The following is a 24055-nucleotide window of genomic DNA, read 5'->3' on the forward strand; positions in this document are numbered from 1 at the left end:
ATTTCGTATCATACAAAATAGACAGATTGCGGGAGTACGAAATATGGAGCAATCTGGTATCGTAGGGAAAAAGCAGGAGGAAAAAACTTGTCAGGAATAGATCAGAGTAAAATTCGTAATTTTTGTATTATTGCCCATATCGACCATGGAAAATCAACCCTTGCGGACCGTATTATTCAGAAAACAGGCCTTTTGACCGAGCGTGAGATGCAGGATCAGGTGCTGGACAATATGGATCTGGAGCGTGAGCGCGGCATCACGATCAAGGCACAGGCAGTCCGTACCGTATACAAAGCGGCCGACGGCGAGGAGTACATTTTAAACATGATTGACACCCCGGGCCATGTTGACTTCAACTATGAGGTTTCCCGAAGCCTTGCCGCATGCGACGGCGCGCTGCTCGTTGTCGATGCATCGCAGGGTATCGAGGCGCAGACCCTTGCCAACGTCTACCTCGCCCTTGACCATGACCTGGATGTGTTCCCGGTCATCAACAAAGTAGACCTTCCAAGCGCCGAGCCGGACCGTGTAATTGCAGAGATCGAGGATGTCATCGGACTGGAAGCGCAGGATGCACCGCGGATTTCAGCAAAAACCGGCCTGAACGTGGACGAGGTGCTCGAGCAGATCGTACAGAAAATTCCGGCACCGGAAGGTGATCCGACGGAACCGTTAAAAGCACTGATTTTCGATTCCGTCTACGATGCATACCGCGGCGTCATCATTTCCTGCCGTGTGATGGAAGGAAGCGTGAAAAAAGGAACGAGAATCCGCATGATGGCGACAGGCGCTGTCGAGGAAGTTGTCGAGGTCGGCTACTTCGGCGCAGGCCGTCTGATCCCGTGCGACGAGCTCTCCGCCGGAATGGTAGGCTATATCACCGCCAGCATCAAAAACGTGCGCGACACCCGCGTGGGTGATACCGTAACCGATGCCGACCGTCCGTGTGCAGAAGCACTGCCGGGCTACAAAAAAGTCAACCCGATGGTATACTGCGGCATGTACCCGGCCGACGGCGCACAGTACGGCGATCTGCGCGACGCGCTGGAAAAACTGCAGTTAAACGATGCATCCCTCTTCTACGAGCCGGAGACATCGGCAGCACTGGGCTTTGGCTTCCGCTGCGGTTTCCTTGGACTGCTTCACCTGGAAATTATTCAGGAGCGCCTGGAGCGTGAGTACAATCTGGATCTCGTGACGACCGCACCGAGCGTTATCTATAAGGTTCACAAAACCGACGGAACCGTCATTGACCTGACCAACCCGTCGAATCTGCCGGACCCGTCCGAGATTGATTATATGGAAGAGCCGCTGGTAAAAGCAGAGATTATGGTGACGACCGACTACATCGGACCGATCATGGAGCTCTGCCAGCAGAGACGAGGCCAGTATCAGGGAATGGAATACATGGAGACGACGCGTGCGATGCTTCATTACCATCTCCCGCTGAATGAGATTATCTACGATTTCTTTGATGCCTTAAAATCCCGCTCCAAAGGTTACGCGTCATTCGACTACGAGCTGCTCGGCTATGAGAGAAGCGAGCTTGTAAAACTCGATATCCTCGTCAATAAAGAAGAAGTGGATGCGCTGTCCTTCATCGTATTCGAGGGATCTGCCTACGAGCGCGGAAGAAAGATGTGCGAGAAGCTCAAAGAAGAGATTCCGCGGCAGCTCTTCGAAATCCCGATCCAGGCGGCTGTCGGATCGAAGATTATCGCCAGAGAAACCGTCCGCGCGATGCGCAAAGACGTCCTCGCCAAGTGCTACGGCGGCGATATTTCCCGAAAGAAGAAGCTGCTGGAGAAGCAGAAGGAAGGTAAGAAGCGGATGCGCCAGGTAGGAAACGTGGAGATTCCGCAGAAAGCCTTTATGAGCGTGCTGAAACTGGATGAAAATTAAGAAATAAAAATGAGACCGGCCTGTCGGCGCCGCCTGCTGTTGCGGGAGCGCAGGGGCCGGTCTTTCGATCGTACGGAGGAAAAGCAGAATGAATAAAAAAAGAAAACCACTGGAACTCTATGTGCATATCCCGTTCTGCATCCGGAAATGCGCCTACTGTGATTTTGTCTCGGGACCGGGTACGAAGGCAATGCAGAAGGAGTATGAAGAGACTCTGCTGGCAGAAATCGATGCGGCGGAAGAGGCGGCGGAAAGGGAAGTAATTACTGTCTTTTTCGGCGGCGGAACACCATCCGCGGTAGAGGCCGGAATGCTCGCCCGTGTGATGGAAAAACTGCGGAGCAAGTACGTTTTTTCAGAGGATGCCGAGATCACGCTGGAGGCCAATCCGGGAACGCTGGATGTGGAAAAACTGAAATGTTACAGGAAGAGCGGCTTCAACCGGATCAGTATCGGCTGTCAGTCGGTTCACGATGAGGAGCTGAGACGGCTGGGAAGAATCCACACGTTTGCGGAATTTCAGGAGAGTTTTGCACTGGCACGGGACGCCGGGTTTGCGAATATCAACGTGGATCTGATGTCAGGTCTGCCGGAGCAGAGTGAAGAGAAATGGGAAGAGAGTCTTCGGACGATCGCGGAGCTTTCTCCGGAGCACATTTCCGCCTACAGCCTGATCGTGGAGCCGGGAACCCCGTTTGCGGAGCAGAAACTGGATCTGCCGGATGAGGACACAGAACGCGAAATGTATGCCAGAACGGCGGAAATCCTCGCAGAATACGGCTTTTTCCAGTATGAGATTTCCAATTATGCAAAGCCGGGCTTCGCATGCCGCCACAATATCGGCTACTGGAAAAGGACGGATTATCTGGGGTTCGGGCCTTCCGCGGCATCGTTATTTGGAAACCGCCGGTGGACGAACACGGCAGATCGATCTTTGTATCTGAAAGCGTGCGGAGCACTGGAAAAGATCCGTGAGGATGAGGAAATTCTTTCCCGGCAGGATGCCATGGAAGAATTTATGTTTCTCGGCCTTCGAATGACACAAGGGATCTCGACGGCGGAGTTTGAGGAGAAGTTTGGAAAGGAGATCCATGCCGTATACGGCGGGGTTCTGAAGAAATACGAAGCGATGCATCTTTTACAGGAACACAGCGGGCGCCTGGCTCTGACACGCGATGGGATTTCCGTCAGCAATGTGATTCTGGCAGATTTTCTGCTGTAAAAAGATGATAAAGAAATAGAACAAATGTTTGCATAACGCACGGCGGTGTGCTATAATGGGAGAAAACGAGACAAGATTCCTGTCCCTGTCCGGACAGGGATTCCAATTAATAAGAGGAACAGTTATGGCAGAGAAAAAAGAGTTTATCAGAATACGGGGAGCCAGGGAGAACAACCTGAAAGCACTGAATGTCGATATCCCCAGAAATCAGTTTGTTGTATTTACGGGCCTCAGCGGTTCAGGAAAGAGTTCGCTTGCGTTTGACACGATCTATGCGGAGGGCCAGCGGCGGTACATGGAGAGCCTTTCCTCCTACGCGCGCCAGTTCTTAGGACAGATGGAAAAACCGAATGTGGACAGCATCGAAGGCCTGCCGCCTGCTATTTCGATCGATCAGAAATCGACGAACCGGAACCCGCGTTCCACCGTCGGAACCGTGACGGAGATTTACGATTACTTCCGTCTTCTGTACGCGAGAATCGGTATTCCGCACTGCCCGAAGTGCGGAAAAGTCATCAGCCGCCAGTCGGTGGACCAGATGGTCGATCAGATCATGGCACTCCCGGAGCGGACGAAAATCCAGCTTCTCGCGCCGGTTGTGCGCGGCCGCAAGGGAAGACACGAAAAGGTGCTCGAACAGGCAAAACGCAGCGGCTATGTCCGCGTGATGATCGACGGCAGCCAGTATGAGCTGTCCGAGGAGATCACGCTGGATAAGAACCTGAAACACAACATTTCCATTATTGTGGACCGTCTTGTAGTCAAACCGGACATTGAGAAACGTCTGACGGATTCCGTCGAGAACGTACTGGATCTGGCGGACGGCCTTCTGGTGGTCGACACGATGGACGGAAATCAGCTCAACTTCAGCCAGAGCTTTTCCTGCCCGGACTGCGGCATCAGCATGGAGGAGATTGAGCCGAGAAGCTTTTCCTTCAACAACCCGTTCGGCGCCTGCCCGAGCTGTGCCGGCCTTGGCTACAAGATGGAGTTCGACGAGGATCTGATGATTCCGGACAAGACCGTATCCATCGCAGACGGAGCTATCACCGTGCTCGGCTGGCAGTCCTGCACGGACAAATCGAGCTATACGAGAGCCGTTCTCGATGCGCTCGCAGAGGAGTACGATTTTTCCCTTTCCACTCCGTTCTGTGAATATCCGAAAAAAATCCACGATATCCTGATTTACGGAACGAACGGAAAATCCGTCAAGGTGCATTACCGCGGTCAGCGCGGCGTCGGTGTGTACGATGTGGCTTTTGAGGGGCTGATCAAAAATGTAGAGCGCCGCTACCGTGAGACCGGATCGGATTCTACAAAACAGGAATACGAAACCTTCATGCGTGTGACCCCGTGCCAGGCGTGCCATGGCCAGCGTCTGAAACCGACGTCGCTTGGTGTGACGGTCGGAGATAAAAATATTTTTGAAGTAACATCCCTTTCCATCGACAATCTGCAGAAGTTTATGCAGAACCTCGAACTCTCCGAACAGCAGCTGCTGATCGGAAAGCAGATTTTAAAAGAGATCCGTGCGCGTGTGAGCTTCCTTGCGGATGTCGGATTAAACTATCTGACCCTGGCGCGCGGAACGGCATCGCTGTCCGGCGGTGAGGCGCAGAGAATCCGTCTGGCAACGCAGATCGGCTCCGGCCTTGTCGGTGTCGCCTATATTCTCGACGAGCCGAGCATCGGTCTTCACCAGAGAGACAACGACAAACTTCTCGCGACGCTGAAACATCTGCGTGACCTCGGAAACAGCCTGATCGTCGTGGAGCACGACGAGGATACGATGCGCGCCGCTGACTGCGTTGTCGATATCGGCCCGGGAGCCGGTGAGCACGGCGGAGAGCTGGTGGCGATCGGAACGGCGGAAGATCTGATGAAAAATCCGAATTCCATCACCGGAAAATACTTAAGCGGAGAGCTGAAAATTCCGGTTCCGTCCGAGCGCAGAAAGCCGACGGGCTGGCTGAAGGTAGTCGGAGCAAAAGAGCACAATCTGAAAAATATCAACGTGAATTTCCCGCTCGGTGTCATGACCTGCGTGACCGGAGTCTCCGGATCGGGAAAGAGTTCCCTTGTCAATGAAATTCTGTACAAACGGCTGGCAAGAGATCTGAACCGTGCGCGGACGATTCCGGGTGCACACAAAGACATCATCGGTATGGAACAGCTCGATAAGGTCATCGACATCGACCAGTCCCCGATCGGAAGAACACCGCGTTCCAATCCGGCAACGTACACAGGTCTGTTCGATCAGATCCGCGACCTGTTTGCGGCAACGCAGGATGCCAAGGCGCGCGGCTACAAGAAGGGAAGATTCAGTTTTAATGTGAAGGGCGGCCGATGCGAGGCCTGCGGCGGCGACGGTATCCTGAAGATCGAAATGCACTTCCTGCCGGATGTCTATGTGCCGTGTGAGGTCTGCCATGGAAAACGGTACAACCGTGAGACACTGGAAGTCAAATACAAAGGAAAGAGCATCTACGATGTGCTGAATATGACGGTCGAGGAGGCACTGGAATTCTTCAGGCCGGTACCGTCGATTTTCCGGAAATTACAGACCCTGTACGATGTCGGCCTTTCCTACATCCGCCTCGGCCAGCCGTCCACCACGCTGTCCGGCGGAGAAGCGCAGCGTATCAAGCTCGCAGCAGAGCTGAGCCGCCGCGGCACGGGAAAAACGATCTACATTCTCGACGAGCCGACGACGGGACTTCATTTTGCGGATGTCCACAAACTGGTGGAGATTCTGCACCGCCTGTCCGAGGGCGGAAATACCGTCGTTGTCATCGAACACAATCTGGATGTCATCAAGACGGCGGACTATATTATTGATATCGGACCGGAGGGCGGAGACGGCGGCGGAACCGTGATTGCGTGCGGAACGCCGGAGGAAGTGGCCAAGAGCCCGGTATCCTACACCGGAAAATATGTCGAAAAATATCTCTAAAAAATCCTTTCCATTTTAAAAGGGATTGTATATAATAAGAAGCGGGTTGGGTTCAGAGCACATTCGATCCTTTTGGGTTTCGGGTGTTTTGAACCCGAACTTATTCTATACAAATTTCAAACAGATTAAAATAAAGAAAAATAAAAGAGAACAGGAAAGGGGATTACTATGGCTGCAACGACCGATATCGGAATTGATCTGGGGACGTCCAGCATCCTGGTCTATGCCAAGGGAAAAGGCATTGTATTAAAGGAGCCGTCCGTAGTTGCGTATGATAAAGATGCAGATAAAGTACGGGCAATTGGAGAAGAAGCGCGTCAGATGATTGGACGGACACCGGGCAATATTATGGCGGTCCGGCCCATGCGGCAGGGCGTGATCACGGACTTTCTGATCACCGAGCGCATGCTGCGCTACTTTATCCAGAAGGCAATGGGAAGAAGAGCATTCCGGAAACCGAGAATCAGCATCTGTGTGCCGTCCGGTGTGACGGAAGTAGAGCGGAAGGCTGTGGAGGAGGCAACGTACCAGGCGGGAGCCCGGGAAGTGCTGATCGTGCCGGAGCCGGTGGCAGCGGCAATCGGATCCGGAATTGACATTACGAAACCATGCGGAAATATGATCGTGGACATCGGTGGAGGCACGACGGATATCGCTGTGATCTCGCTTGCGGGAACCGTTGTTTCCAATTCGGTCAAGATTTCCAGTGAGACATTTGACCAGGATATCATCCGCTATGTACGGAAAACATACAACGTATTTATCGGAGAACAGACCGCAGAGGCAGTGAAAATCCGGATTGGTTCCGCTTATCCGCGGGCCGAGGAGAAAACGATGGAGATCAAGGGAAGAAACGTCATCACCGGACTTCCGGCGACGATTACGGTTTCCTCCGACGAAATCCGAGGTGCCCTTGCCCAGACGACAAACCAGATTGCGGACGCGATCTGTGCCGTGCTGGAAAAAACGCCGCCGGAACTGGCATCCGATGTTTCCGACCGCGGCATTATCCTGACCGGAGGCGGCAGTCTCCTTGCCGGAATGGACGAGCTGATCCAGGAGCGGACCGGCATTAATACCGTGACAGCAGAAAATCCGGCGAGCGTCGTTGCGCTTGGAACCGGCCAGTACCGCGAAGTGATGAATGAATTTGAAAGCCAGTTTTGATAAAAGATGAGTGAAAAAGAAAAAGTAGAAGGCTACGTAGAACACATTATTTTCCGAAATGAGGAGAACGGCTATACCGTCCTGAATCTGAGCATGAAGGGGCGCGAGCTGACATGCGTCGGCACGCTTCCGATGATCGGAGAGGGCGAGCTGATCGAGGCTTCCGGAGATTATATTGAACATGCTGCCTATGGAAAGCAGTTCCGCATTGAATCCTATGAGACGAAAGTTCCACAGGATTCTGTTGCATTGGAGCGGTATCTCGGTTCCGGTGCGATCAAAGGAGTCGGTGCGGCGCTGGCGGCAAGAATTGTGCGCCGCTTCGGTGACGATACGCTTCGGATCATCGAGGAAGAGCCGGAGCGCCTCGCGGAGGTAAAGGGAATCAGCGAGCGGAAAGCGCGTGAAATTGCACAGCAGGTGGCAGAAAAAGCCGAAATGCAGAATGCGATGATTTTCCTCTCGGGATATGGCATTGCACTGAATCTCGGTGCAAAGATTTATCAGCAGTACGGGGACAATGTGTACCGGATTTTAAAGGAAAACCCGTATAAAATGGCGGAAGATATCGCAGGCGTGGGATTTCGGACGGCGGATGAGATTGCCGGAAAAATCGGGATTGCCGTGGACAGCGAATTCCGCATCAAGAGCGGTCTTTCGTATGTGCTGAATCAGGCGACGGCAGAAGGCCATGTCTATCTGCCGGAACCGGTGCTGCTTCGGAGAGGGCAGGAACTTCTCGGCGTAGAACCGGAGCGGATGCAGAAATCTCTGCAGGATATGGCAATCGACAAAAAAGCGGTCATCCGCGAGCTCCCGGCCGAACGGGAAGGGGATGAGCCTCTGCGGATTGTGTACGCCAGCCAGTATTATTATCTGGAACTGAGTACGGCGCGCATGCTGCATGAGCTGAATATTACATGCGAGGAAGACCGTGAGGCAATCGAAAAGCGGATCGGAAAGATCGAGAAAAAATATCAGATCGAGCTGGATGAGATGCAGAAGACGGCAGTCGTTGAGGCGGCATACAGCGGTCTTATGATCCTGACCGGAGGTCCCGGAACCGGAAAAACGACGACCATCAATGCGATGATCCATTATTTTGAGGCAGAAGGCCTCGACATTTTCCTGGCAGCGCCGACCGGAAGAGCGGCGAAACGAATGACAGAGGCAACTGGCTGTGAGGCATGCACGATCCATCGTCTTCTGGAACTGACGGGAAATGTGGATGATTCCTCGGCAAATGTGCATTTTGAGCGGAACGCAGATAATCCGCTCGACGCGGATGTCATCATCATTGATGAGATGTCGATGGTTGATATCCACCTGATGCATGCCCTTCTTTCCGCGATTGTGCCGGGAACAAGGCTGATCCTGGTGGGAGACCAGAACCAGCTTCCAAGTGTCGGCCCGGGCAGTGTCCTCCGGGATCTGATCCGTTCGGAATGCTTTCCGATTGTCTGCCTGACACACATTTTCCGGCAGGCATCCCAGAGCGATATTGTTGTCAATGCACATAAGATCCATAATGGGGAAGAGGTTATACTGGACAATAAGAGCAAAGATTTCTTCTTTTTGAAACGGTACGATGTCAACGTGATCTGGAAAGTGCTGGTGACGCTGGTGTCCCAGAAACTGCCGCGTTATGTGGATGCCCGCCCGCAGGATATCCAGATTCTGACTCCGATGCGGAAAGGTGCACTCGGCGTGGAAAATCTGAATCAGATTCTGCAGAAATACCTGAACCCGCCCGCACCGGACAAAGCCGAGCGGGAAAATGGAGGTAATATCCTCCGCGAGGGCGACAAGGTCATGCAGATCCGCAACAATTACCAGATGGAGTGGGAAATCCGCGGCATCAACGGAATCGTGGCGGAGCGCGGTATGGGTGTATTCAACGGAGACCTCGGCATGATCCGGAGTATCAACCCGTATACCGAGGTGATCACCGTGGAGTTTGAGGAAGGAAAATTCGCAGACTATACGTTCAAACAGGCGGACGAGCTGGAGCTCGCCTACGCCACAACGATACATAAAGCGCAGGGAAGCGAGTACCCGGCGGTTGTGATTCCGCTGCTCGGCGGCCCGCGCATGCTGATGACGCGGAATCTTCTGTATACGGCCGTGACGAGAGCCAGAAAGTGCGTCACCATCGTCGGAAGTGATGTGACATTCCAGGCAATGATCGGAAATCATATCGAGGCGAACCGGTATACAACGCTCGCCAGAAGAATCTGGGAAATGCAGGAAGAAAACGCGTAAACACGTTTTTCCGGGGCATGGATGCGGCTGCATCCGGCAGAGTGGATAAGGGAAAGCGCAGGTTACATGAAAGAAAAAAATAAAACAGGAAACTGGCTTTTAAACGCAGTTTATCCGAGACGATGTCCCATCTGTGACGGACTGCTGTCACGTGAGGAACTGTATCTATGCCGGAATTGTGTGGAAAAGATCCATCCGATTCTGGGCGCGCGGTGCAAAAAATGCGGGAAACCCGTGGGCAGTGAGGAAGAGTTCTGCCGGGACTGCAGCAGAACGAGGCACAGCTTCGACCGCGGTTTTGCGCCGTACGGTTACCACGGGGAACTTGAGGCTTCCCTGATGCGGTTCAAATATCATGAACGGCAGGAATACGCCGGATTTTATGCTCACGCGGCGTTTTTCTATGTGGGAAAGCAGATCCAGAGAAGAAATCCGGAGGTGCTCGTTCCGGTGCCGCTTCATCCGGCGAGACAGCGGCAGCGCGGCTACAATCAGGCGGAGGTATTTGCAGAAAAGCTGGCAGAAGAAATGGAACTTCCCATGAATGCCCGCCTGATCCGCCGTGTGAAAAAAACAAAACGCCAGAAAGAGCTTAGTCCCGCCGAGCGGCGGAAAAACCTGGAGGGAGCTTTTGCATTGGCAAAGCCGGGACAGATGAAATACTGCCGGATTCTTCTGGTAGATGACATTTTCACAACGGGAAGCACGGTTGATGCCATTGCGTCACTGTTGAAAGTGAATGGAGCAGAACAGGTGGATTTTGTTTGTGCGGCAATTGTAAAATAGTGTGTGAATATTTTGAGAATAGCTTTCCAATATCGGAAACATATGGTAAAATAAACATAATTTAGAACGGGAAGAGGAGACCAAGAGGCATGTTGGACGAAAAAAGGATTCGTCAGATGACAAAACTGGCTTTTTTCGAAAAAAAAGAAGAAAAAAATGCCTTACGAATCGGCCGCTATTTTCGGAGTGATTACATCGGAAAAGAGCTTCTGAAAAATTTTTTTCTGGCTTCCATCGGATACATTCTGGTACTTGCGGTTGCAGTCTTATATCATATTGAATGGTTGGTGGACGAGATAGACACAATCGACCTGCAGTTTGCAGCAGGGTGTCTGATCGCGTCCTATCTGTGTTTTCTGGCAGTCTATTCCATTGCCGTGTATGTGATCAGCACGATCCGTTACCAGGGAGCACAGAAAAAGCTGAAATGGTATGGAAAAGAGCTGGATGACCTGCAGAACATGTATGAGGAACAGGAAAAAAGCGGGAAGAAATCCGGGCGCAGGAGGAAGGAAACATGACAGTATTGATTGAACTGAAAGAAAAATTAAAAGAGTTTTACGGCTCCTGCAGCGGAATCGTACTTCCGATTGTGAAATTTCTGCTCGCTCTTGCTGTATTTCGTGGTATTAATTCCAATCTCGGCTATCTGAAGATGCTGGACAGCATGTATGTGGTATTGATTCTGTCACTGATCTGCGCCATCCTGCCATTGAATGGAATGGTTTTCCTTGCAATGCTGGTGATCATCGGCCACTGCTTTGCACTTCACATGGTAATCGCGGGTCTTGCGGCGCTGGTTCTGCTGGTGCTCTGGTTTCTATATCTTCGCTTTGTGCCGAAGGATGCGCCGGCACTCCTTTTGACACCGCTCGCATTCTGGCTTCACGTGCCATCTGCTGTTCCGGTTGCCTATGGTCTTGCCGGCACGCCGCTCTCTGCATTTTCAGCAGCCTGCGGTGTCGTTGTCTACTATATGTGCGACATGATTCACGGAAAAATGGAGCCGCTGCTTCATGCGGCGGAAGCACCGGAGATCACGGCAGTCGTACAGGAATTTTTCAACGGCCTCTTCCGCAATGAGGAAATGCTGCTGGTTCTGATCGCCTGCGCACTGACCGTACTTCTTGTCAATGCAATCCGCCACAGCAGTGCGGACTATGCATGGCAGATTTCCATTGTGGCAGGTTCGGTTGCCTATGCGGTTATTATGATTGCCGGAAGCCTGGCACTGGATGTACAGATTGCACTCCCGATGGTTCTGATCGGGGCGGCGGCCGGCTGTCTGGTTGGATTTGTTCTGGAGTTTTTCCTGTTCGGTGCAGACTACACCCGGACAGAATACCTGGAATATGATGACGACGATTATTATTACTACGTAAAAGCCGTTCCAAAATTCAATGTGACAAAGGCACAGCGCTGTGTGACTTATATTCGGAATGAAAAGAAAAAAGAACCGGATCTGACAGACGAGGAACTCGATGCTCTGGCAAATCTTGGACATACAGAAGAATCCGGGAACAGCAGGGATCTTGATGAGATCGAGGAAAAAGAAGAAATAGAAGAAATAAACGAAACAGAAGAAATAAACGAAACAGAAGAAATTCAGGAAGAAGAAATTCCGCCGCTGGACGAGGGCGATTATCAGGATGTGGATTATAAGAGCATGCTGGAGGACACCTTAAAGGATCTTTAAAAGAATTTTGAAAATCAGAAGAAAACCGGCCGGGGGAAAAGAAAGGAAGTGACAGTGTGCGTGGCGTGTGGAACTGGATTGTCACAAGAACGGCAGACTACGGGCTGCCAAAACAAATTGAACTGATTGATATTGTGCAGATTCTGCTCATTGCATTTTTCGTCTATCACCTGATCCGCTGGCTGCAGAATACAAAGGCCTATACGCTGATGAAAGGTATTTTTCTGATTGGTGTCTTTGTCATCATTGCAAACGTGCTGAAAATGCAGACGATTCTGTGGCTGTTCGGAAACATCGGCGGGGCGGCGATCACAGCGGTTGTAATTATCTTTCAGCCGGAGCTTCGAAGAGTGGTCGAGCAGATTGGAGAAAAGAATCCGCTGTCTGCCATTTCTTTTGCGAGCGGCCAGGAGGAAAATGAACGGTTCAGTGACAAAACCATCAATGAACTGGTAAGGGCCAGTTTTGAAATGGGAGAAGTAAAGACCGGAGCGCTGATCGTCATCGAAAAGACCATCACCCTGGAGGAATATGAAAAGACCGGAATCCCGATTGACGGCGTTCTGACCAGCCAGCTGCTGATCAATATTTTCGAACACAATACGCCGCTGCACGACGGAGCCGTGATTGTACGGAACAACCGTGTCACGGCAGCAACATGTTACCTGCCGCTGTCCGACAACATGGATCTGAACAAGAATCTTGGAACACGCCACCGTGCAGGTGTCGGCATCAGTGAGGTGACGGATTCCTTTACGATTATTGTCTCCGAGGAAACCGGAAATGTGTCGTATGCTTCCGGCGGAGAACTCCACACGGCAGTAACACCGAGCGACCTTCGGGAGCAGCTTCACAAAATCCAGAAGCTCGCGAAAAAACCGGAAGAGAAGAAAGGATGGCATATCCGCGGAATGCGTCAGAAAGTGGAGGGAGAGAAGAAATGAAAAAGAAAATTCTGAAAAAGCTTCTGAACAATCTCCCTTTGAAAATTCTTTCTATCCTGATTGCCATTGTAATCTGGTACGTTGTGGTCAGTGTGAATGACCCGATTGTGAAAGAGCGCTTTGATGTCCCCGTGCAGGTGACCAATGAAGCCTACATCGCAGCCGGAAAGAAAACATACCAGATTGCGGAGGAATACCAGACGGTCACGGTTACTGTCACGGACAACAACTCGGTTGTCAGCCGGCTGAAAGCATCGGATATCACTGTCACGGCCGATCTGACCCAGATTGTGACGATGGATACAAACCCGGTTTATGTGCCGATCAAGGCAGCGTGCTCCATGGTAAAACAGGAAAAACTGAGCACAGTGACAGCAACGATCCCTGTGGAAATCGAGGATGTGGACAGCGAAAAATTCCCGATCACAATTGACGCAGGAAATACGAAACCGGCAAAAGATTACGAAGTGGGAACGATGACTTCCGATCCGGAGAGCATCACCATTTCCGGCCCGACGTCCCTGATCAATAAGATCAGCAGTGTGGTGGCAAAAGTAGATGTAACCAATATGCGGAATTCCGGAACCGTCACGGCGGATCTGATGATTATTGATAAAAACCAGGATGAGATGCCGGAATCCCAGATGGAATTTTTGAATTTCGACAGCGGCTCCCCGCAGGTGGATGTGGATATTGAACTGTGGCGCCGTGTATCCGGTATTAAGCTGAGTGCACTGTACAGCGGAACTCCGGCAGACGGCTATCAGATTAAAAATATCTATACCACACCGGAGGAAATCACCGTTGCCGGATCCGAGGAGGCACTTGCAAAGCTGGCGGATGAAGGCAATACGATTGAAATTCCGGAAGACTATACCTCCGTTGCAGGACAGCGCTCCGATGTGGAGACGACGGTTGACTTAAGCGATGTTCTCGCCGATGTGACAGATCTGAAAGTATCTTCCAGTTCGTCTGCATCCGTTACCGTTCACGTAACGGTTATGCCGAATGAGAGCAGGGAATTTGAACTTGATGTCGATCAGATCGAGACGGGCAATCTTCAGTCCACTTATACCGTTCTGTATGATCAGACACAGCTTGCAATCCGCATTAAAGCATCGGACAAAAATCTGGCCAAATTAGATACTTCCCAGATCAACGCATCCATAGATCTGAATGGAATGGGTGTCGGGGATTACGAGGTACCGGTAAAAATCACACTGCCGGATGGCTATGAGCTCGTAGACAGTGTCAAGACAACGATTCATATCAAAGAAAAAGCAGTAGCAAATAAAACGACAGGAACAAATTAGGAGGGAAACCAATGGTAAGCGGAAAAGTGACCGTGAAAAATCCAACCGGCCTTCATCTTCGCCCGGCCGGAACCCTGTGCAAACAGGCGATGCAGTTTAAATCATCTATTACATTCCACTACGGAGATGGAAATACAGCAAATGCAAAGAGCGTCTTAAGCGTCCTTGGCGCATGCGTCAAATGCGGAGACGAAATTGAGCTGTTCTGCGAGGGAGAGGACGAGGAGGAAGCTCTGCAGTTCCTTGTCAATTCCATCCGGACGGGACTTGGGGAAGAACTGTAAGGAGAAAGAACAATGAAGAAATATGATTATGTTCTGGTTGGCGCCGGTCTGTATTCCGGAGTGATTGCTTATCTTGCCGGTCAGGCAGGGAAAAGCTGTCTTGTACTGGAACGAAGAGATCATACAGGCGGAAATATTTACTGCGAAGAAATCGAGGGAATTCATGTACACAAGTATGGAGCGCATATTTTCCATACTTCGAATAAAGAGGTGTGGCAGTTTGTCAATTCGCTGGCAGAATTCAACCGTTATACAAACTCGCCGATTGCCAACTACAAAGGCGAAATTTATAATATGCCGTTCAATATGAATACCTTCAGTAAAATGTGGGGAATCCGCACACCGGAAGAGGCGAAAACAATCATCGAAGAGCAGAGAAAAGCTGTTCCGGGAGAGCCGAAAAATCTGGAAGAGCAGGCGATCAAACTGGTTGGAAAAGATATTTATGAAAAGCTGGTTAAGGGTTATACAGAAAAGCAGTGGGGAAGAGATTGCAGTGAGCTGCCGAGCTTTATCATCAAACGGCTTCCGGTGCGCTTTACGTATGACAACAACTATTTCAATGACCTTTATCAGGGAATTCCGATTGGAGGCTATAACGTTCTGACAGAGCGGCTTTTTGAAAAAGCGGATGTACAGACAGGTGTTGATTTTCTGGAAAATAAAGAAAAGTACCTGGCGATGGGTGAGACGGTGATTTACACCGGAGCGATTGATGCGTTTTACGATTATGCACTTGGCAAGCTGGAATACCGTACGGTGCGCTTTGAAACAGAAGTGCTGGATACCGACAATTATCAGGGCGTAGCTGTAGTAAACTACACCGATCGGGAGACACCGTATACGCGTGTGATCGAACACAAGCATTTCGAATTCGGAACCCAGAAAAAGACCGTCATTTCCAGAGAGTATTCCACCGACTGGAAAGAGGGGATGGAGCCGTACTACCCGGTGAATGATGCCAGAAACCAGGAACTTTATCAGAAATATGCCGCACTTGCGGAAAAAGAAGAGAAGATTATCTTTGGCGGAAGACTTGGAGAATACAAGTATTACGATATGGACAAAGTCATTGAGGCTGCACTGAACCAGTGGGAGAAAATGCAGCGGTAGGAAAAAGAACTGCAAACGGAAATCAATCAAAACGGACTGCACACTTGACAGCAGTCCGTTTTTTGACTATATTATAAACGATATCCGGCTGGAAAATACCGGAAAATAAGAAAATGAAAGAGGTCGTTATGAGAAAAGAATATGATGACGAGGATGAAATCCCGGAAAGACGCCATTCCTCAGGAAAGAAAAAGAAGAAATTCGGCTGGGTTAATGTGCTCACCATCCTTCTCGTAGTTGTACTGGTTGTGCTCGTCGGTGTCTATGCTGTAATCAATCACTATTACAGCAAGAGTAACTACGTAAGCGATGATAAAATCACGATCAATAAATCCACAGAGGTTGAGACAGAAAGTACCGGGTTGACTGATGAGGAGACGGATGCCCTGCAGTCTGAGATTTTAAATGAGACACAGGACATTGAACTTCCAAACAACAATAACGTGTACAACATTCTGCTGATCGGTGTTGACCGTCGTGACAAAACGTGGTATGGAAACTCCGATTCCATGATTCTGATGTCCATCAATAAAGATACAAAACAGATCCACATGACATCCTTTATGCGTGACCTGTATGCAAATATCCCGGATGTCGGTGTGAAAAAACTGAATGCAGCCTGCGCATATGGCGGCGGTCCGCTGGTTGTACGAACCATCGAGGACAACTACAAACTGCCGATTGACAATTATGCAAGTGTTGACTTCGATTCCATGATTGACATTATCGATGCCATCGGCGGAATCGAGCTTTCGCCGAGCGATGATGAAATCCGTGTAGCGAACCAATATGTTGATGAAATGTGCAGACTCCGTAATGTGGATGCTTCCGCCCATCAGTATACAGCAGGCGGAGAGCAGCATGTGGATGGCTATCAGGCAGTTGCATATGCAAGAATCCGTTACGTTGGAAATTCTGATTATCAGAGAACGGAGCGTCAGCGAGAGGTTTTAAGCAAGATGATGCAGAAAATGAAATCGTCAAGCGTAACAGAACTGAGTGCACTGGCGGATACCATTCTTCCAAGTGTTACCCATAACATTGATCAGTCTACATTGATGACATTGATCGGAGAGCTGCCGACAATTCTGTCCTACGAGATTGTACAGAGCCGTGTACCGTACGACGACTTGTACTCCAGCAAGGGTGAGATGCTTGTTCCGGACTTCGCAGCAACCATCTCGAGACTTCAGACAGAGATCTATGGATCTACCACGGTAAACGAATAAAAGAACAGTAAAAAGCCTTCTGTTTCCGGTCAGAAAACCGGGGTCAGGAGGTTTTTTCTGCCCGAAAAACAGGAAAAAACCATAAGAAATTTGTAAGGTATTTTACCGGCGGATAACTTGAAATAGATGGAAAAATGTAGTAAGCTATAAATTGTATAAGAGTAAAAAAATGGGAGGATGAATAAGAATGAAAAGAAAGTTTCTGGCCGCAGCCGTACTTGGCGTCATGGTAAGTGTTACACCAGCCGGTGCATATGCAGCTTCTACAGAAACCAGTCCATTACCGGTAAATTCGGAAAGTGATACTGTAGCTCAGGCCGAAGACGAAGAAACGACTCCGACTCCGGCGCCAACTGAGACCCCAGAGGTTACACCGAGTGAGACTCCGGCTCCAACCGAGGCACCGACCGCAACACCAACCGTAACACCAACTGAGACCCCTTCCGAGACACCGACGCCGAGCGCAACTCCGGCTCCGGAAGTAAGTAATCTGAAGGAAGGCTGGAACAGCGTTGAAAAAGATGGAAAGAAACAGTTTCAGTACGGAGTTCTGGATGAGAATAATAAGGTGGTAGCTGCTACCGGACCAATAGAAATCGACGGCGTCGATTATGCGTTTGACGAAAATGGCTATATGCTGACCGGTGAAGTAGAGCTGACGGATGAAGATGGAAAAACCGGAATCTACTACTTTGAGACAGAAGGGGAAGATCCTGCAAAAGATGAACTTGGTTCGAGACAGCAGGGTATTTGTGAAGGAAAAGTATTTGCACCGGAACTGAAAAAAAATGAACTTGTTACCATCAAATTTGAGGATGGCAGTGTGGATGATTACTATGCCGATGAAGAAGGCTATGCAGTCTGGAGCACAACTCAGAAAGTAGGAGATGTAACATATCTGTTTGGCAATGATGGAACCCGCGTAAAAGAGGCAGGTTTCCAGACTGTTGTTGATGAAAACAATGTAACGCATACCTATTATCTGAATGCAGAAGACAGCACTGTATCTCTTGGAAATCACAATGCGTATCAGCAGGGAGATCGTACGGTAAGCTGGTTGACGGTTGGCTCTAACTGGTACTTAGTGGATGCGGAAACAGGGGAACTTCTTTCAGGATGGCAAAAGGTAGATACAGCAATCTACTATATGAAACCAGCTTCCTTTGATGCAAACGGAAATTTGAAAGATGGAAGTTTCGAGATGGAAACCGGTAATCAGAAAAATAAATCCGGCTGGGCACAGATTGATGGAAAATGGTACAGCTTCTGCAGCTGGGGCGGCGTACGGACAGGCTGGTTCAATTACGATGGAAATAAATATTATCTCCATGAAGACGGTCATATGGAAGACAACGCGCTGAATGTGAACGGAACCATGTATCTCTTCAAGAGCTGGGGCGGCATGTGTGTCAACGATGTTGGAAGCTATAATGGAAATTATTATTACGTTGGTGCTGACGGAGCCGTTTCGACGACAACAGGATGGAAAAAAATTAAAACCAGCACGCAGACAATCTGGTACTGGGCAACTGCAGACGGCGGAAAACTGCTGACGAATTCCTGGCTGGATTACAATGGAAACAGCTATTATCTGAAAGCCGATGGAAAAATGGCTTTTAATGAGTGGCTGGATAACACCTATTACTTCCGCAGCTGGGGTGCGGCCTACAAAAACGCATGGGCAAAAGTCAACAATGTATGGTATTATTTTGACGGAAATGGAAAGAAATATACCAGCGGCTGGCTGACCTACAAAGGAAATAAGTATTATCTGAAATCCGATGGAACCATGCTTGCCAATGAATGGCTCGATGGAAAATACTACTTCAAGAGCTGGGGTGGTATGTATAAAAACGAATGGGGCAAGTCCGGCGATACCTGGTACTGGTTTAATGCAGATGGAACCAAACGGACGCAAAAAGGCTGGTTCCTCTATGATAAAAATTATTATTATCTGGATAAAGATGGAAAAATGCTGACCGGCTGGGTTTACCATGACGGTAACTATTATTACATGAAGAGCTGGGGCGGCATGGCACATGACGAGTGGATTCTTCATGATAAGAACTGGTACTACTTCAAGAGCTGGGGCGGCATGTACCATGATCAGTGGCTGACACTGAACGGTTCTCAGTATTATTTCCGCAGCTGGGGCGGAAGATATCAGAACTGCACCGCTACGATCAATGGAAAACAGTACAAATTCGATGCTTCCGGACGCAGAATCACGGAAGGATGGGAGTACATCGGAAAATACCGCCGTTACCGCAAAGCAGACGGTTCTTTGATGGAGGATGTGACAAGCATCTTCAATCCGTCATCCAAATACATCACAGTAGACAGAACCCGCGGACGTGTCACCATTTACGGCTATAACAGTGCAACCGGTTCTTACGATACCCCGATCAAATCAATGATCTGCTCCGTAGGAAATCCAATCAGTTACACTGCAGCAGGAACATATAAAATCGGCTGGCAGTTGAAAAAGAAGCAAATGAGAGGTGAAGATTATGTGTGCTGGGCACCATATGTATCACAGATTTATGACGCTGTTTACTTCCATGGCGTAGCAAGCAGCACACCGGATCTGAATATGATCTCTGCCGTAGACTTCAATTCCCTGGGATCACCGATGTCACATGGTTGTGTCAGACTGACTGCAATCGATGCAAAATGGATTTATGATAACGTCAGCAGCGGAACAACGGTCCGCATTGGCGACAATCTGGATTATCCGCTGACAAACCCGACCCGTTATACCTGGACAGGCGGTGCTTTCGGAAGCGATCCGACATATCGATAAAAAATAGAACAGGAATACCTGTATGAGAAAATCCATCGGGGCAGCAGTGCCGCCGATGGATTTTCTGATAAGAAGACATCGGCCATTTTACAGGAAAGGAAGACAGATACGATGGAATTACAGGAAAAGAAAAAGAACCGGACAGAACAGAAAACAGATATGCAGAATAAGGAAAAGGCATTGCTTACCCAACTTGACGAGATTGCAAAACAGGATCTCTGTCTGGCATTCTCCGGCGGTGTGGACAGCAGTCTGCTGCTGAAGCTTGTCATGGATGCATCTGCAAAATATGGAACAAAGGTTTATGCAGTAACCTTTCAGACACGGCTGCATCCGCCCTGCGACCTGGAGACAGCGACAAGAGTAGCAAAGGAGGTTGGCGCTGTTCATGAGGTCCTTTTTGTTGATGAGCTGGAGCAGGAGGCAATCCGTTACAATCCGGAAAACCGCTGCTATCTCTGTAAGCACTATCTATTTGGGAAACTTCTGGAATTTGCCCGCGATCACGGTGTCACCCAGGTACTCGACGGAACAAATGAGGATGACCTTCATGTCTACCGGCCGGGGCGAAAAGCGCTGAGAGAATATGGTGTTATCAGCCCGCTTGCAGCGTGTCATGTGACAAAAACAGAGGTAAAAGCACTTGCCGCAAAGTACGGCGTTTCCGTAGCACACCGTCCATCCACTCCATGTATGGCGACACGCCTTCCCTACGGGGCAGAAATTAACTATGACGTTCTGGATCGGATTGCGGACGGCGAAGCATGGCTTCATACGCTGTTCGGTGCGGAAGAGAATCTCCGCCTGCGTGTACATGGCGATGTGGTGCGTCTTGAAATTGCACCGGAGCGTATGGGGGAAGTGCTTGAGAAGAGAGAAGAAATGATTGCATATCTGAAAAAGCTCGGCTTTTCTTACCTGACGATGGATCTGGAAGGGTTCCGTTCCGGCAGTATGGATGAGAAAATAACACAGAAAGAGGAAACAAAATGAAAGCAATTTTAAGTGCGGACCGCAAATGGGGTCTGGGATATCAGGGACGGCTGCTGGTAAGTATTCCGTCTGATCTGCGGTTCTTCCGTGAAACTACGATGGGACACGTTGTCGTGATGGGAAGAAAGACACTTGCTACACTCCCGGCAGGGCAGCCCTTAAAAGGCAGAACGAATATTATTTTAAGCCGTGATCCGGAATGGAATGTCCGCGGCGCAACCGTTGTCCACAGTATCAAAGAGCTGATGGAAGTGTTAAAGCCGTATGAGGACGACGATATTTATGTTGCGGGCGGCGGAGAAATTTACTGTCAGCTTCTCCCATACTGTGATACGGCATACGTCACACGAATTGACATGACGTATCAGGCGGATACCTTCTTTGAGGATCTTGACGAATCACCGGATTGGGAGATGGTAGAAGAGGGCGATGAGCAGACCTGCTTTGATATTGAATTTTATTTCACGGAATACCGAAGAAAGAATGAAAAGGCAGAACGCCCGAGATAAGGGTAAGACAGGACGTAAAAAACGGAGAAACCACAGAAAAAGCGGCTTCTCCGTTTTTTTATATAGAATACAAAAAGTATCAGTGCTGTCCGCCTGCAGAAAGCTCCAGCATTTTTTTCTTAATATCATTTTCGAGCTGTACCAGCTCAACTTCAGCGGCGGCACGTTTCTGGCGGCCGTCCTCCTGAATCTTCATCACTTCATCGAGGGTAGAGATCAGGCTCTGGTTCGTCTGTTTTAAGGTTTCCATATCGACGATACCGCGCTCAGATTCTTTTGCAGTCTCGATCGTTGCCATCTTCAGATTCTCCGCATTCTTTTTCAGAAGCTCATTTGTCATATCCGAAACCTGGCGCTGTGCTTTGGCAGCCTCAGTCGAGTGATGAACGCCGAGTGCAATGATCATCTGGTTTTTCCAGAGCGGAATGGTGTTGACGAGTGTGGATTGGATCTTTTCGGCCATTACAGAATCGCTGTTCTGAATCATGCGGATCTGCGGCGCTGTCTGGATCGAAACCATACGGGTTAGTTCCAGATCATACAGTTTCTTCTCAAATCGGTTGCAGAGATCTTCGAGATCCTTGGCAGCCTGTGCATCTTCGGCCTTTCCGGTCATCTGCGCTTTATTCTGCAGATCACGGAGTTCTGTGGAACGTACCAGCTCCAGCTTTTTCTTTCCAGCGAGAATGTACATGGTTAGCTCTTTAAAATAATTCAGGTTCTGTGCATACATCTGATCCAGAATGGCAATGTCTTTCAGAAGCTGCCGCTGGTGGCCGTCGAGCACGTCACAGATTTTATTGACATTCACCTCTGCCTTGTCATACTTCGCTTTCATTGCATTGATTTTGTTCGTGCTTTTCTTAAAGAAAGAGAATGGTCCCTTTTCTTCTTCTGCGTCAAACGTTTTCAGCTCTGTCACAACAGAGGTGAGCAGATCGCCGATTTCCCCGAGATCTTTGCTTCTGACGTTCTCCAGCGTTTTCTCGGAAAAGTCTGCCATTTTCTTCTGTGCACCGGCACCGTACTGCAGAATGCCGTTTGTATTGGCAAGATCAATCTGGGAAACAAAGGCATTCACCATGGCTTTCTGTTCGTCGGACAGAACAGAATCATCCATGACCTCTTTCTTTTCTTCCGGCTGCTGTACCGGAAGTTCCGGTTCCGGCTCCGGAGCGCCGAAACTTAAGCTTGGAATTTCAGTGGTGTCCTTTACAAAATCATTCATGTTTTCTATTCTCCTTTTCTTCGGTACGGAAACGTAACCGGTGATTTGATTTCAATTGTATAGCTTTGAATAGTTACATGTGAAGCGGCTCAATATCCTGCTTTGACGGACCTGCCTGATTTGTCAGTCCCTCCTGCGCCAGCATCGTCTGCAGAACAGAGATATCAGAAGAAATATCCCATGCCGTTGTCTGGAACAGATCATCAAGCAGCTTTTCGAATGCGGCATTGATGGTATCCAGTGTGTCCTCGATTTCCTTCTTGGTTCGGAGGATATTGTCGCTTTGAATTGGTTCGTTCTCAAAGGAACGGTAAGCGTCGAGCAGCTTCCAGGTTGTCGGCATATAGTAATCCATAAATTTCCGCAGGGCGGCGGCTTCTTTTGGGCGCTTTTTTGCCTCCTCGAGAATCCGGGTAACAACCGTTTCGAGACGGCTCAGCTTGGCTGTGATGACTTCACCCGGCAGATCCAGGTTGCACTGATGGATCTTCTGAATATAAGATTCACATTCTTCCAGCATCTGCTGGTATTCCGGCGTTACACCGGAGGCCTCCAGCTGTTCACGTGCTTTCTGCTCAGCAATCTGCTGTTCCTTCTGGCTGGCGAGCATTGCGCGGTACTGGTCGTAGCAGTCATTTGTTACCATCAGACAGGTACCATTCTCGTCGAGGTGGCCCTGGCGCAGCATGGATTTATCAATCATGGTCGTAATATCGGTCAGAAGCTCACCTTTCTCACAGTGCATACTGTCGCAGAGTTCTTTCGTGGAAATATATTCCTTTGTGCCGATCAGCGTACAGATCTGGCGGAAATGGCGGACCAGACGCCGGTTTTTACTTCCCTTTTTCAGAAGAATGCCGCCGCCGATGGTAAATGCGGCAAAAATAAGAGAAGGAATCAGCGCGCTGTTGTCTGGACCTGCAAATAAGGAATACAGACTAAGCGCTGTGCAGCAGCCGAACAGTCCGGTGACACCCCAGCCGGCGGCCGTCTGAAATCCGCCGACAAGTGCAAGATCGGTGGATGGCATAAAGCGCTCGCGCAGTACACGGCGTTCTTGTATGCGGCTGTTCCATTCCGTATTCTGGGAGGTCTGCCAGGTATGGGAAGGTTTGGGAACCGGGTTCGCGCTCTTACCCGGCATCGTGCCTCCCGGCCCGTAGGAATAGTGATGCGGTCCGGTCTGCTGCGCTGTATTATTATGGGAAGAATGCTGGCTGCTGTAGGAAGTATCTGCGGAATAGCCGCGGGACGGCTCCTGTGTGCCATTTGCACGGAATGGTCCCTTCCGGTTTGGGTAGACAAACTGGTTGATGGTGTCTGAAATCTTCCGGTTTAATTCCTGAAAATCCTGAGAATTTACAGCGTTATCCACAAGCTTTCCAATACTGTCGCCGACATCCTTTAAATCATCTTCAAAACTCATGACAGTTCCTTTCTGATGAGGTACTTTTTCTGTGTACCGTTTTCCATTTATTATACAATGCGATTGGAAATCTTACAAGCATACAGTGCTTAATTTTCTATGAAGCTGGAGCTGACGGGAATGGTTACAGTTCACAGGAAATGATTTTGTTTTTGGATGAGTTGAAAGAAAGCAGTAACTATTATATACTAAAGAATATCGAATGTCAGAAAAAATCAAATCAGA

General features: G+C 49.5%; 18 protein-coding genes. 16 read left to right on the forward strand and 2 right to left on the reverse strand.

Annotated features, from left to right (window positions below; all coding sequences use genetic code 11):
* Positions 1-87 precede the first annotated feature (87 nt).
* The 16 genes from lepA (at position 88) to DW743_RS06935 (ending at position 21176) form a co-directional block, all read left to right on the forward strand.
* Positions 88-1902, forward strand: a complete 1815-nt coding sequence (gene lepA, locus DW743_RS06860; RefSeq protein ID WP_022462217.1) for a translation elongation factor 4 — start codon at positions 88-90, stop codon at positions 1900-1902.
* A gap of 88 nt (positions 1903-1990) precedes the next feature.
* Positions 1991-3124, forward strand: coding sequence for a radical SAM family heme chaperone HemW (gene hemW / locus DW743_RS06865; protein WP_117761046.1), 1134 nt, complete (start codon positions 1991-1993; stop codon positions 3122-3124).
* A gap of 124 nt (positions 3125-3248) precedes the next feature.
* Positions 3249-6077, forward strand: a complete 2829-nt coding sequence (gene uvrA, locus DW743_RS06870; RefSeq protein ID WP_055218624.1) for an excinuclease ABC subunit UvrA — start codon at positions 3249-3251, stop codon at positions 6075-6077.
* Between the two features lie 168 nt (positions 6078-6245).
* The gene (locus tag DW743_RS06875; RefSeq protein ID WP_117761048.1) at positions 6246-7244 is read left to right on the forward strand and encodes a rod shape-determining protein; all 999 of its coding nucleotides are present in this window, start codon (positions 6246-6248) and stop codon (positions 7242-7244) included.
* A gap of 6 nt (positions 7245-7250) precedes the next feature.
* On the forward strand, positions 7251-9506 hold the full coding sequence (gene recD2, locus DW743_RS06880) for an SF1B family DNA helicase RecD2 (protein ID WP_117509504.1): 2256 nt from the start codon (positions 7251-7253) through the stop codon (positions 9504-9506).
* Between the two features lie 66 nt (positions 9507-9572).
* Entirely contained in the window at positions 9573-10292 is a 720-nt protein-coding gene (locus tag DW743_RS06885; protein WP_158568546.1) for a ComF family protein, read from the forward strand.
* A gap of 89 nt (positions 10293-10381) precedes the next feature.
* Positions 10382-10813 carry a hypothetical protein gene (locus DW743_RS06890; RefSeq protein WP_022462226.1) on the forward strand — a complete coding sequence of 144 codons (432 nt, stop codon included), beginning with the start codon at positions 10382-10384 and terminating at the stop codon, positions 10811-10813.
* The gene (locus DW743_RS06895; RefSeq protein WP_117761052.1) at positions 10810-11988 is read left to right on the forward strand and encodes a hypothetical protein; all 1179 of its coding nucleotides are present in this window, start codon (positions 10810-10812) and stop codon (positions 11986-11988) included. Before DW743_RS06890 ends, DW743_RS06895 begins: the two co-directional genes overlap by 4 nt.
* A gap of 56 nt (positions 11989-12044) precedes the next feature.
* Entirely contained in the window at positions 12045-12932 is an 888-nt protein-coding gene (cdaA, locus tag DW743_RS06900) for a diadenylate cyclase CdaA (RefSeq protein WP_330410111.1), read from the forward strand.
* Entirely contained in the window at positions 12929-14245 is a 1317-nt protein-coding gene (locus tag DW743_RS06905) for a CdaR family protein (protein ID WP_158554979.1), read from the forward strand. Before cdaA ends, DW743_RS06905 begins: the two co-directional genes overlap by 4 nt.
* 11 nt (positions 14246-14256) lie before the next feature.
* Positions 14257-14529, forward strand: coding sequence for an HPr family phosphocarrier protein (locus tag DW743_RS06910; RefSeq protein ID WP_022462230.1), 273 nt, complete (start codon positions 14257-14259; stop codon positions 14527-14529).
* A gap of 12 nt (positions 14530-14541) precedes the next feature.
* Positions 14542-15642: a UDP-galactopyranose mutase gene (gene glf / locus DW743_RS06915; RefSeq protein WP_117761054.1), complete on the forward strand. Its 1101-nt coding sequence runs from the start codon at positions 14542-14544 to the stop codon at positions 15640-15642.
* A 128-nt stretch (positions 15643-15770) separates the two neighbouring features.
* A complete protein-coding gene (locus DW743_RS06920) occupies positions 15771-16871 on the forward strand; it encodes an LCP family protein (RefSeq protein ID WP_158565815.1) in 1101 nt (366 codons plus the stop codon).
* A 187-nt stretch (positions 16872-17058) separates the two neighbouring features.
* Complete coding sequence (locus tag DW743_RS06925) at positions 17059-19674, forward strand: L,D-transpeptidase family protein (protein WP_117761058.1); 2616 nt, start codon at positions 17059-17061, stop codon at positions 19672-19674.
* 111 nt (positions 19675-19785) lie between these two features.
* On the forward strand, positions 19786-20667 hold the full coding sequence (larE, locus tag DW743_RS06930) for an ATP-dependent sacrificial sulfur transferase LarE (RefSeq protein WP_330376945.1): 882 nt from the start codon (positions 19786-19788) through the stop codon (positions 20665-20667).
* Positions 20664-21176 carry a dihydrofolate reductase gene (locus tag DW743_RS06935; RefSeq protein WP_117761060.1) on the forward strand — a complete coding sequence of 171 codons (513 nt, stop codon included), beginning with the start codon at positions 20664-20666 and terminating at the stop codon, positions 21174-21176. The genes larE and DW743_RS06935 overlap by 4 nt, the downstream gene beginning before the upstream one ends.
* A gap of 79 nt (positions 21177-21255) precedes the next feature.
* On the opposite strand, the gene DW743_RS06940 is transcribed toward DW743_RS06935, so the two are convergent.
* Both DW743_RS06940 and DW743_RS06945 read right to left on the reverse strand, forming a co-directional pair.
* Positions 21256-22404, reverse strand: coding sequence for a toxic anion resistance protein (locus tag DW743_RS06940; protein ID WP_117761062.1), 1149 nt, complete (start codon positions 22402-22404; stop codon positions 21256-21258).
* A gap of 73 nt (positions 22405-22477) precedes the next feature.
* The gene (locus DW743_RS06945; protein ID WP_117761064.1) at positions 22478-23830 is read right to left on the reverse strand and encodes a 5-bromo-4-chloroindolyl phosphate hydrolysis family protein; all 1353 of its coding nucleotides are present in this window, start codon (positions 23828-23830) and stop codon (positions 22478-22480) included.
* Positions 23831-24055 lie beyond the last annotated feature (225 nt).

Source organism: Blautia sp. AM28-27 (assembly GCF_003480905.1).
In the GTDB taxonomy this organism is placed as follows: Bacteria; Bacillota; Clostridia; order Lachnospirales; family Lachnospiraceae; genus Fusicatenibacter; species Fusicatenibacter saccharivorans.